This window comes from Prosthecobacter sp. (genome assembly GCF_044378005.1).
Taxonomy (GTDB): Bacteria; Verrucomicrobiota; Verrucomicrobiia; order Verrucomicrobiales; family Verrucomicrobiaceae; genus Prosthecobacter.
In genome coordinates, this window is the sequence record NZ_JBILYB010000174.1 from 1 (window position 1) to 11600 (window position 11600).

General features: G+C 58.8%; 9 protein-coding genes and 2 pseudogenes. 4 read left to right on the plus strand and 7 right to left on the minus strand.

The features are described 5' to 3' along the window. Positions 1 to 839: pseudogene (locus AC6FTP_RS22850) on the plus strand (hypothetical protein); the annotation flags it as partial. Here the strand turns inward: AC6FTP_RS22850 and AC6FTP_RS22855 are convergent. The 7 genes and pseudogenes from AC6FTP_RS22855 to AC6FTP_RS22885 all read right to left on the minus strand — a co-directional run. Next, a pseudogene (locus AC6FTP_RS22855) lies at positions 761 to 2929 on the minus strand (type I restriction endonuclease subunit R); the annotation flags it as partial. The pseudogenes AC6FTP_RS22850 and AC6FTP_RS22855 overlap by 79 nt on opposite strands. 218 nt (positions 2930 to 3147) lie before the next feature. Beyond that, positions 3148 to 4593: a DUF1501 domain-containing protein gene (locus tag AC6FTP_RS22860; RefSeq protein WP_497209221.1), complete on the minus strand. Its 1446-nt coding sequence runs from the start codon at positions 4591 to 4593 to the stop codon at positions 3148 to 3150. 4 nt (positions 4594 to 4597) lie between these two features. After that, positions 4598 to 7054, minus strand: coding sequence for a PSD1 and planctomycete cytochrome C domain-containing protein (locus tag AC6FTP_RS22865; RefSeq protein WP_497209222.1), 2457 nt, complete (start codon positions 7052 to 7054; stop codon positions 4598 to 4600). Between the two features lie 9 nt (positions 7055 to 7063). Continuing rightward, positions 7064 to 8002: an outer membrane protein assembly factor BamB family protein gene (locus tag AC6FTP_RS22870; RefSeq protein WP_497209223.1), complete on the minus strand. Its 939-nt coding sequence runs from the start codon at positions 8000 to 8002 to the stop codon at positions 7064 to 7066. 304 nt (positions 8003 to 8306) lie between these two features. Continuing rightward, positions 8307 to 8525, minus strand: coding sequence for a helix-turn-helix domain-containing protein (locus AC6FTP_RS22875; protein WP_497209224.1), 219 nt, complete (start codon positions 8523 to 8525; stop codon positions 8307 to 8309). A gap of 212 nt (positions 8526 to 8737) precedes the next feature. Next, complete coding sequence (locus AC6FTP_RS22880; protein ID WP_497209225.1) at positions 8738 to 9130, minus strand: DUF3293 domain-containing protein; 393 nt, start codon at positions 9128 to 9130, stop codon at positions 8738 to 8740. Between the two features lie 27 nt (positions 9131 to 9157). After that, complete coding sequence (locus AC6FTP_RS22885; protein ID WP_497209226.1) at positions 9158 to 9316, minus strand: hypothetical protein; 159 nt, start codon at positions 9314 to 9316, stop codon at positions 9158 to 9160. Positions 9317 to 9511: 195 nt separating this feature from the next. On the opposite strand from AC6FTP_RS22885, the gene AC6FTP_RS22890 reads away from it, so the two are divergent. The 3 genes from AC6FTP_RS22890 to AC6FTP_RS22900 are packed head-to-tail and all read left to right on the plus strand — an operon-like array spanning position 9512 to position 10847. After that, entirely contained in the window at positions 9512 to 10027 is a 516-nt protein-coding gene (locus AC6FTP_RS22890) for a hypothetical protein (RefSeq protein ID WP_497209227.1), read from the plus strand. Positions 10028 to 10048: 21 nt separating this feature from the next. Next, positions 10049 to 10252, plus strand: a complete 204-nt coding sequence (locus AC6FTP_RS22895) for a hypothetical protein (RefSeq protein WP_497209228.1) — start codon at positions 10049 to 10051, stop codon at positions 10250 to 10252. Positions 10253 to 10265: 13 nt separating this feature from the next. Beyond that, positions 10266 to 10847 (plus strand): hypothetical protein, encoded by a 582-nt coding sequence (locus tag AC6FTP_RS22900; RefSeq protein ID WP_497209229.1) that lies wholly within the window; start codon positions 10266 to 10268, stop codon positions 10845 to 10847. Positions 10848 to 11600: the final 753 nt, after the last annotated feature.

The following is an 11600-nucleotide window of genomic DNA, read 5'->3' on the forward strand; positions in this document are numbered from 1 at the left end:
AACCACCAAAAAACTCGGCATCGGCCGTGTCCTCTATGGAAAACGCCTCCTCGATCTCTGTAAACGGGCCGCTCTGGCCGGAACTCCAACCCCTGAGCCTGCGCCTGGTCATTCTGAGCCGCAGCCGGGCGCGAACGATGACCAGCCACAAGCTGTTCCCGAGCGCCACGCTGCTCGTGCCGGAAAGCGAGCTTGAGCAGTATGCCCATATCCACCTGACGAAGGCCACCGTGCCGGACTCCGTGATGGGCATCTCCTCGTTGCGCAACTGGCTGCTCAAGCACTTCAAGGAGGACGCGATCATCATGCGCGATGACGACATCAGTGCGTGCGTCTGCATGGTGTCGCTCCGCTGCCGAAAGCTCTCCGTGGAGGAAACGCTGCAAATGCTCAGCAACTCGGCCTACAACGCGCGTGGAGCCGGAGCACGGCTGTTTGGCTGGCATCAGCGCAGTGATCCGCGCCTGCTGCAACGCAATGACCCCTTTGGTGTGAACCATTGGGTGGGCGGTGCAGTCGGTGTGATGCGCGATGCTGAAGGTGGAGTGCCGGTCTGGGATGAGCTGCTCAAGTGCAAGTGCGACATCGACGCCTCGCTCCAGGAGCTTCTCGATAATCGCCTGGTCTGGAATGAGCCTCCGCTTTTCGTGGTGGTTCGTAATGTGTTGATTGTGTGCATGTTTGTTCATGCACGCAGGAAAACCTTTAGCATGGGAATGCACAGGAGTGAAACTTTTTGTCACGCATTTGTCATGCATCCTCACACCCACTCCGCACAAAGCAGCTCCGCCTGCGCGAGCACGGTCTTCACCGCCTCCTCCTGCAAGTCCGGCGGGTAGCCATGGAAGTTCAGAATGCGTTTCACCATCACCTTGATCTTCGCACGGGCGCTTTCGCGGAGGGTCCAGTCGATGGTGACACTCTTCTTCACTTTGGTGATCAATTCGGCAGCGATCACTTTCAGTTTCGCGTCTCCCATTGCCTGCTTGGCGCTGTCATTCGCAGCTAGCGCGTCGTAGAACGCGATCTCGTCGTCGGTCAGGCCCATGTCCTCACCGCGCTTGGTGGCGGCGTCGAGGTCCTTGGCGAGTTTGATCAGCTCTTCGATGACCTGCATCGTGGAGATGGCGCGGTTGTGGTAGGCGTTGAGCGTCTTCTTGAGCTTCTCGGAAAAGACCTGGCTCTGCACGAGGTTGCGCTTGGAGCGGACTTTGAGTTCGTCCTTGAGCAGTTTCTCCAGCAACTCGGCGGCGACGTTCTTGTGCTTGAGGCCGCGCACTTCGGCGAGGAATTGGTCGCTCAGGATGCTGATATCCGGCTGGGGCAATCCGGCGGCGGTGAAGACGTCGATCACCTGGCCTTCGGTGGTGATGGCCTTGCTTACAAGCTGGCGGATGGCGGCGTCGATCTGCTCGGGCGTCTTGCGGTTGGTGCTGCTCTGCTTGTTCAGCGCGGCTTGTAGGGCTTGGAAAAATGAAACGTCGTCGCGGATTTCCGTGGCGGCATCGCTAGCGGCGCAAAGAGCGAAGGCGCGGGAAAGCTCCGCCACCACCTGCACCCAACGTTTCTTGCCGTCTTCCTGTTCGAGAATGTGCTCCTGTCCGGCGGGGATGAGCGCGAGGCGTTCGGTGGGTTTGCCGGTGGTCCACTTGTCCCAGTTGAAGCCGTGCATCAGGTCGCAGGCGATGCCGTGTTTCTCCAGCATCACGGCGATGGCTTGGGCGGTGTCGAAGGTCGGGTTCCCCTGCCCTCCGCTCTCGGTGTAAGTGACCAGCGCCTTCTTGAGCTGATCCGCGAGGCCGAGGTAGTCCACCACCAAGCCGCCGGGCTTGTCGCGGAAGACGCGGTTCACGCGGGCGATGGCCTGCATGAGGCCGTGGCCTTGCATCGGCTTGTCGGCATACATCGTGTGCAGGCAGGGCGCGTCAAAGCCGGTCAGCCACATGTCGCGCACGATCACGATCTTGAAGGAATTCTTCGCGTCCTTGAACTGGTTCGCCAAGTCCCGCCGCTGTTTCTTGTTGCCGATGTGCTTCTGCCACTCGGGTCCGTCCTCGGCGCTGCCAGTCATCACGACTTTCAGCGTCTCCTCCTCCCACTCGGGGCGCAGCTTAATCAGCGCATTGTAGAGGTCCACGCAGATGCGGCGGCTCATGCAGACAATCATCGCCTTGCCGTCCATCGCCTCCACGCGCTTCTCGAAATGCGCCACCAGGTCGGCGGCCACCAGCGCGATGCGTTTCGGGTCGCCCACCAGCGCCTCCAGCGCGGCCCACTTCGTCTTGAGCTTCTCCTTCTTCGTCAGCTCCTCGCCTTCAGTGATTTCTTCGAACTCCGCGTCGATCTTCGGCAGCTCGGCGGCGTTCAGGCTGAGTTTGGAAATGCGGCTCTCGTAATAGATCGGCACTGTGGCCTTGTCGGCGACGGCGCGCTGGATGTCGTAGATGGAAATGTAATCGCCGAAGACCGCCCGCGTGTTCGCGTCCGTCTTTTCGATGGGCGTGCCGGTGAAGCCGATGAACGACGCATTCGGCAAGGCATCGCGCAGGTTGCTGGCGAAGCCGTAGGACATCTCGCCGGTCTTCTCATTCACCTTGCCGCCGAATCCATACTGGCTGCGGTGCGCCTCATCCGCGATCACGACGATGTTCTGCCGCGCGCTCAGCTCGGGCATCGCCTCACCCTTTTCCGGCATGAACTTGTGAATGGTGGTGAACACCACGCCGCCGCTGGCCCGGTTCAGCAGCTCGCGCAAATGCTCGCGCCCGCCGGCCTGCACGGGCGTCTGGCCGAGGATGTCCGCGCAGCGTTGGAATTGGCCGAAAAGCTGGTCGTCGAGATCGTTGCGGTCCGTCAGCACCACCAGCGTCGGGTTCTGCATCGCCGGATGCCGCACCACGCGTGCGGCGAAGAAGAGCATGGAGAAGGATACTTGCCTGACAATATCGTGAACGCAGTCAATTGAGCACGCTCCTAGTGGAGGATGGTGTTGGTCGTGGACCAGGTCACGGTGCGATCCATGCTGAGCATTTCCATGGTTGCCATGGTGGACATGTCAGGGCCGCTCAAACGTAGCCAAATGTTGCAGAATCGGTTCGCCAAGGAGCTTCTGCGTCGCTAGCCTATTAGATCTGATAGATTGGATGGTTAGAGGAGGCCTTTGATCGGCTTGGCACCATCCACGCCGACGAGCTTTTGATCGAGGCCGCCGTAGAAGTAGGTGAGCTTGTCGGGATCTAGGCCCATGAGGTGAAGGGCGGTGGCATGGAGGTGTTTGACGTGAAATTTGTCCTCCACGGCAGCGGAGCCGAGTTCGTCGGTTTGTCCGATGCTGACGCCGCCCTTCACGCCGCCACCGGCCATCCACATGGTGAAGCCGTAGGCGTTGTGATCGCGACCGGTGCCTTTGGCGTATTCAGCCGTTGGTTGGCGGCCAAACTCGCCACCCCAGATGATAAGCGTGCTGTCGAGCAGGCCGCGCTGCTTGAGATCCTTCAGCAAACCCGCGATGGGCTTGTCGGTGCGGCCGCAGTGGTAGTTGTGATTCTTTTCGATGTCGGTGTGCGCGTCCCAGTTGCTGTCATTATGAGCGCCGCCGGAGTAGAGTTGGATGAAACGCACGCCGCGTTCGACCATGCGCCGCGCTAGCAGGCATCGGCGGCCGAACTCCTCGGTCTTCTCGTGGTTGATGCCGTAGAGCTCTTTGGTGGCTTCGGTTTCTTTGCTCAAATCGACGGCCTCGGGCGCGTGCATTTGCATCTTGGCCGCGAGTTCATAGCTGGCGATGCGTGCAGCGAGGTTGGTGTTATCAGCGCGGGTCGATGCGTGCTCGGTGTTGAACTCTCGCAACGAATCAAGGATGCGGCACTGCATCGGAGCGGTCATGCCCGCGGGCGGTTGCAGATCAAGGATGGGATCGCCAGAGCTGCGTAACACGGTGCCTTCATAGCTCGCAGGCATGTAGCCGCTGGACCAGTTTTTGGCTCCGCTGATCGGGCCGCCAGTGGGATCGAGCATCACTGCGAATCCTGGCAGATCCTCGCTCACGCTGCCGAGGCCGTAGTTGACCCAAGAGCCGAGACAGGGGCTGCCGGAGAGAATTTTACCCGTGTTCATCTGCAACATCGCCGAGCCGTGAATGGGCGAGTCGGCGGTCATCGAGTGGATGAAACCAATGTCATCCACGCAGGTGGCGAGATGCGGAAAGAGATCGCTCACATGCTTGCCACACTGGCCGTATTGTTTGAACTGCCACTTCGGCCCGACCACACGACTCTGGCTGCGTTTGCCACCACGACCGAAGGTCTTCACGTCGATGGTCTTGCCATCGAGCGGATAGAGCTTGGGCTTGTAATCAAAGGTGTCCACATGACTGGGGCCGCCATACATGAAGAGAAAGATGACGCTCTTGGCCTTGGCGGGCAGTGGTGGTTTCTTCGCGGCGAGTGGATTCGCGAAATCACTCGCGGCATGAGCTTGCGAGGCAAAGAAGTGATCCGCGGACAACATCCCGGTCATCGCGAGGCCGGTGAATCCAGCGCCTGTTTCCCAAAGGAACTCGCGGCGTGTGCGTTGGCAGAAGTTCGGTGTCATGGGATCAGTCAAGGTAGAGGAACTCGTTCAAATTGAGCGCGAGCAGGCAAAAGGAGGTGAGCGCGGCTTCGGGTGAGGCGTGTTCTTGTTCGCGCAGCGTGGTGATGAGCTTGAGGCCGCGTTGGACATCGCTCTCGGAGGCTGGCCGTGATGTGATAAGCTCAAGTGCGAGGCGGATTTGTGCCGCGGGAACGTTGCCGGCTTCTTTTTGCACGCGGATGGCTAGGGCGCTCGCTTGTTCATTGATGAAGGCACTGTTGAGCATGCCGAGAGCCTGCGTGGGCTGCGTGGAAGTGAAGCGCACTGGTGTGGTGTGATCTGTCTCGGCAACGTCGAAGGACGCGAGTATCGGCGTGATGAGTGAGCGCTTCACGTGGATGTAGATGCTGCGGCGCGATTGCTCCTGCGGCGTTGATTTGCCCCAACCGCTGCCGGGCCTCGACTGACCGGCGAGCACTTCCTTCGGAATATCCACGTAGATGCCGGGGCCGAACATTTGGTCATTGAGCGCACCTGACACAGCGAGGATGGAATCGCGAATCTCCTCCGCGGTGAGTCGTCGCATGTCGAAGTGCGAGAGGTGATCATTGCGCGGGTCTTTGCTGAGAGCATCGGCACTCGGGCGTGATGACATGCGATACGTGTTGGAGGTCAAAATGAGCCGATGCATGGCCTTGATGCTCCATCCACTGGCGATGAACTCGGACGCGAGCCAATCGAGCAACTCAGGGTGCGTGGGCGCATCGCCTTGCGTGCCGAAGTTGCTGCTGGAGTGCACGAGGCCGCGTCCGAAGTGATGCTGCCAGATGCGATTCACAATCACTCGCGCGGTGAGTTGGTTTTGCGATGATGCGATCCAGTTGGCCAATGCGGTGCGGCGTCCGGTGGATTTGCCGGACTGGGGTGGCGTGATGTTTGGCGTTGGCGGCGAGAGCACTTGCAGGAAGGCCGGCGTGACTGATGCGCCGGGGCTGGAGGTGTTGCCGCGCTCGAGGATGAATGTCTCGGGGGCTTTCGCGCCAGCTTCCGTGACTGCAAGTGCGGCACCAGCGGACGTAACAGCTTTCTCGATGTCCCGCAGCTCAGCTCTGAGCTTCATGTAGCGACCATACACCTTGGGGCCGAGCAACTCCGCGCCCTCTTTGCGAATGATGCCTGGGATCTGCTTCGGCGGTGTCTTTTCGCGCTTCGTGAGTAGTCGAAAGTGCTCTTCGATCTCGCCCGCTTCGATCTCGAGTTCCTTCTGCTTGGTCTCGCGTTTGGTCTGCGCATCGTCCACGACTCCAGCCACTTTCGGCAGCGGGACTTCATCTGTAGGGCCGCCATTGCGGTAATGGTTCACGTTGTGGAAGAACGACAGCAGCGAGTAGTAGTCGCGTTGGGCGATGGGGTCGATTTTGTGGTCGTGGCAGCGCGCACAATCGACGGTGAGCCCTAAAAACACCTGTCCGGTGGTAGCAACGATGTCATCGAGCATGTCATACCGCGCGAGTTCCTTGTCTGCCGGATCAGCATCCCAGATTCCGAGGCGGTAATAGCCTGTGGCAATGATGCTGTCTGCCGTGACCTCGGCAAACTCATCACCTGCAAGCTGCTCGCGGATGAACTGGTCGTAAGGCTTGTCGTCATTGAAGGCGCGGATGACATAGTCGCGATAGCGCCAGGCATTCGGTTTCGCGTGATCCGTTTCGTAACTGTTCGTCTCCGCAAAGCGCACGAGATCCAGCCAATGCCGCCCCCACTGCTCGCCATAGCGTGGAGACTTCAGCAACTGTTCAATGAGGTTTCCCCAAGCCTTCGGCGAAGTGTCGGCAACGAATGCCTCTGTTGATTGCGGTGTCGGTGGCAGGCCGGTGAGATCGTAGTGCACGCGGCGAACGAGAGCGCGTTTGTCAGCCGCTGGATTGGGATTGAGGCCTTTCGCTTCGAGGTTCGCGATGATGAAGGCGTCGATGGGATTCGCGACTTGTGCGCTTGCTTTGACAGCAGGTGGAGTCGGCTTCCTCAGCGGCTGGAAGGCCCAGTGGGCACGATCTTTATCCGTGATCTTAAACTCGCGCCGCAGGGCAGTGGGTGGCGCATCGCCAGCTGGCCAGGGAGCGCCCATTTTCACCCAAGTCGTCATGTCAGCGATCTCGGCATCGCTGAGCTTCTTCTTCGGCGGCATCTCAAGGTCTTTGTCCGACCAGCGCACCGCTTGGATGAGCAAACTGGCGTCTGCATCCCCAGCAATGATGGCGGGACCTGTATCGCCGCCTTTCAGGATGCTCGCGTGACTGTCGAGCAAAAGGCCGCCTTTGACCTTGTCCGCGCTCACGCTGTGGCAGTCGTAGCACCGCTCCGCCAGCACAGGACGGATGCGTTTTTCGAAGAACTCGACATCTGCCGCGGAAGGCTCTGCGGCATCAAGACATGAGCCTGTGAGCGTGACGCAGACGAATAGGCCAAATCGAGCACGCATGGTTTGTGCCTACTTCTTGTCACCGAGGACTTCGACCACCGTGGTCGAGTTGCCGAACTTGGTGAAGTCTTTCCACGTCCACACGACCTTCTTATCCGGTGTGACTTCGATGATCTGCGGATTGTTCGGTCCCCCGTGGCAGTTGCCGATGATGGTGTTGCCATTCGGCAGTCGCGCGACTCTGGTGACCCATGCAAGTGTGATTCCAGGCAGGTCATTCTGCTCGATCTTCCAGATGATCTCTTTCGCGGGTGTTACTTCGAGAATGCTGTGGCCATTGCCCGCACCGATGAGGGTGTTACCGTTCTCCAGACGCGTGGCGCTGAACACGGAGTTACCAAAGGCCTCGGGTCCGTGCCCGCCCTTCTTCTCCTTGCCAAACATCGGCACCTCGAACTCCCACACGACCTTTCCAGTCGGTTCATACTCGCGGACGAAGCCGTCTTTCTCATGCGCGACGAGGTAGTTGCCACTCGCAAGCTTGCGCACCAGCCGTGTGTCGCTGTGGGCATTGGATTTGGCCACCTTGAGCTTCATCTCGTGCTTCACCGTGCCGTCCTTATCCACTTCAATGATCCGCGACGGCCCCGACTCGGCGATCATCGTGAGTCCGCTATCGAGGCGCTGAAATGCATGCACTTCCACGCGTTGTCCCGCATTCGCCTTTCCCGCATCATACTCCCACACCACTTCATTCTTTGGCGTGATCTCCTGCACCTTCGTCCAGCCTTGCTGGAGCAAAACATTGCCGTTCGGTAAAAGATGGGCGTCATGAATCGCTCCAACCTTCACCTCCCACTCCGGCTTTCCATCCGCGCCCACGATGGCGAGCACCCTTGTGTCTGAGTCGGCAACGAAGACTCGCCGAGCGGTCCCGGTTTGCTCAGCGAGGATAGTGGAGGCCAGTGTAACAGTGAGGATGAATGGAGTTAGATTCAATCGGATCATATCGAGGGGTGTAAAAGCAACCATTCTACGCCGCAGCCCCCTCATTCCTCACAAACTACGAGGGGCATCAGGATCTGGTACTCGCCTGACTTGCAGGACGAAGCATTGAAGACCGTGCTGGCCCAAGCCGAGCTGCTTTGTACGGAGTGAGTGTGAGGGTGGGCGCATTGCGGGGTTGCAAATCAGACTGCCGCATGTGCTTGCGGCTGTGGCCTGGGCAATGTGGTTTTAAGATCCGACTGATCCGGAATTGCTTGTATGCTCTCAACTGAGAGAAACCATACAAGCGTCCATCGCATTGCCCTCAATCTTCAAACCACCGATTCACGGCCTCGGGGCTGAAGCGCACCAGATGACCCAGTTTGCGAAAACGGAGACCTTGTTGTTCTCGCAAGGTGGCGACGTAACGCACGCTGCATCGCGCATAGCGGGCCACGTCGTCTATGGTCCAAAGCGTTTCTTCGGCAGGAGATTCGGTCCGCGTTGAAGCAGCAGGTGAGGGGAGGACTTGGGAATCGCTCATTGCATCCCTGTGCCGGTGTCAACCGAACGGCGCTGCTAGTTGCGCAACAAGGTGATGAGCAGGAGCCACAAAGAGAGGCATGCAGCTTGGACGCGCACTCTCGTTGCGCAGCGAGGTGTGCCTGGATGCCCTGCTGTTCGATGTCTGCAATGACCACCTGCAAGGCGGGCAGGTTGCCGTGAATGTCACTGATGATGGCAACTGCTTACATGTCAGACATTTGAATCCACTCGCTTCGAGAACTGGGTGATGGGCTTCAGGCTGCGGCGGTGATCGCAATGACTGACAAACAGCGTGCCACTGCTGACAAAGTAGATGGCATCCTGCTTGAATCGGGCTCCGATTTTGCAGGCCTCCTCGAACTCCAACGCTGCTGCATACCCCGGCTCCGCGTGTTGGGTGATTGGCGAGTATCCGGTGATCGTTCCTATAAGCTGCCCTCCGCGCTCCAGTTCCGCGCGAAGAGTCTCGTTGGCTGCATTGTTGTCCTCGGCCGTCCACACTTCGCCCGTGGTGGCGTGGGCCGTGATGATGGCGAATGACTCAGGCAGTTCGGCGAGCTGTAGGCCGAGTTTGAAGCGTGTGTCGAAATAGGCAGGGGGCATTAGAAAAGTATCGGGCAAAGGGATGGTTCATGATTCGGCTGCATCAACGACGGTATCTAGCCTTTCCTGGACCTCGCCTGCCAGCGCATCAAGCAGTTCGTGCTGCTCCTCCTGCGTGAGCGTTGCAAGGATGTGATCAAGCAGCATTGTAGTGGAGCGGATGAACTCGCGGGCGTTTCGTTTCATGGGGTAATGCAAACGATCCTATCATAGGGGGGGGACATTGGCGGGGGATAGCGCAAAAATCGCGGCGGAGAGCCGCTTTTCAGCGTGCCGAAGCGGTTCGACGTGCCGTTCTCCACCCGCGGCAAGCGGGCGGTTCGGGAAAAATGGCAGCGTTCGGTGCCGCCAAACGGGAACACCAATTGGAACAAGACTGCCGTGTTCCCTGAAATCGGGAACAAGATCGGGAACAAGCATGGGAACAGCGAGGTCTTGTTCCCAAAAAACGGGAACAACAATGGGAACAAGACTGCCGTGTTCCCCGAAATCGGGAACAAGATCGGGAACAAGCATGGGAACAGCGAGGTCTTGTTCCCAAAAAACGGGAACAACAATGGGAACAAGACTGCTGTGTTCCCTGAAATCGGGAACAAGATCGGGAACAAGACTGCCGTGTTCCCTGAAATCGGGAACAAGATCGGGAACAGCGAAGCTCTGTTCCCATCAAACAACACTCTTGCTGCCAAAAATGGCAGCGCATGGAAGGATCCTGCTGCCAAAAGTGGCAGCAAGAATGGCAGCAGCTTCCACATCCCCGCCGACATCAATGAATGGGACCGACTCACTGCCGCGCTGTTCTATTTAAGGCAGTTCCACTGGGCGGTGCATCATCTCTTTCAGCCCACCAAAGGCGAGGACAAGGAGCAGGGCAAACGCCCCTGGTGCAAGGCCTGACGCGATCACAAGGCCGCCCATGTGACGCTCGACGATCTGAACAAAGTGCTGGGGCCACACACGGACAACAACCTCGACGTCGTGTTGCACGGGCACGACGTCGAGTCCCCCATCAAGACCCAGCAGAACCGCTACCGCTTTGTCACCGAACGCGCACCCCATCAGGACTTCGTCCATGTGCTTTTCAAGCGCCCTTCAAGCTCCAAGTTCCGCCCTCCATGGTGAGTTTTTCCACAACGTGGACTTCCCCGCCATCATCCGCCGCTTCGACTTGATGCAGGCTAACATCCTCGCCGCCCTCCCCGCTGAGTTGAAATCAGCCGTCCGAACCGGTTTTCTAGATCAAACCGAAACCAAAATCTCGGACGTTTCGGACGGGTTCAAAGTACCTCACGCGTACGCGCTCGAAAAAACTAAAACGAAAAGTTTTGAAAACGAAAAACATCATGAGGCTCCCCTAGTGGACCGGTGCGGACCGGCACCCGTCCGAAACGTCCGAGCTTGTCCGAACCCGATTGAGCGGCTGATAAGCGATGCGCGTGACTTCGCCGTCATCGCCGCCGCGATCCGCGAATCCCGCTCCGTCGCGCTCGATCTGGAAACCTACGGCCCACGCAAAAGCGATGGTCTCGATCCCTGGGCCGGTGACATCCGTCTGCTCTCCCTTCGCGTGGATGGCCAGGAACCCTGGATCTTGGATCTGCGTGCCATCGGCTACGACCTCGGTGATTCGCATCGCACAGCAGTTGTGCGCCAAGTGCGCAGCGCGTTCGATCTCCCGGCCATCGCTGCCGCGATTCACGATCAAATCACGCTGTAGAATGTTGCGCGACTGGCTGAGCTATTTCAGCGTGGTTTTTAAAGGCCATCTGCGTGACGCCGGCTGCCTTCGACGTGGATTCTGCCACACTCACCTTAGCGTCAGCCACAGACGCGCCAGAGGCCTGTTTGCGGACCAATGCGGCCTATGCGCACTCTCCCCGGCGCAGCGTGGTCAGCACCTCATCTATCGTCTGCTGGTCCACCGCTTGAATGTCGGCTACCCCCAAGGAACAGGTGCCGCTGAAGGTCACTGCCAAGCGCCGCAAGCCACCATAACGGCGCTGAAACGCGAACTCGTATAACTCGTATCAACTCGTCCCGTTACGAGAAAGGGCGCTGCTGCCGCGAACTCGTATATCTCGTATCCACCCCTTAGGGTGGGACGAGTTACGATACGAGTTCGCGCAGGTGAAAAATGAAATGAACTCGTATCACGAGTTCTGATAAGAGTTCGGTGTCAGGGTCATGAAGCTTCAGGGCGCGCGTATCCCGGATCTTAACTGCGATTGTTGCTGGTTCGCGGCGGGGGAGCGGCAGCACTTGGCAAGTGCATGAGGCGGACAAGGTGAGCCTGTGGGCTGCCGCTGCCACTGTGCTCAGAGCGGAAGGCTGGCGACTTGCTGGACTAGGCGGTGTTTGAAAACCCTCAACAACCGTATCTGAGCCAGTCGATGATGGAGGCGAATTGAATGAGGGAGAGGAAGTGAAGGGCAAGCTTGTCGCGCCTTGTGCTTGAGCAGGCCCAACGTTT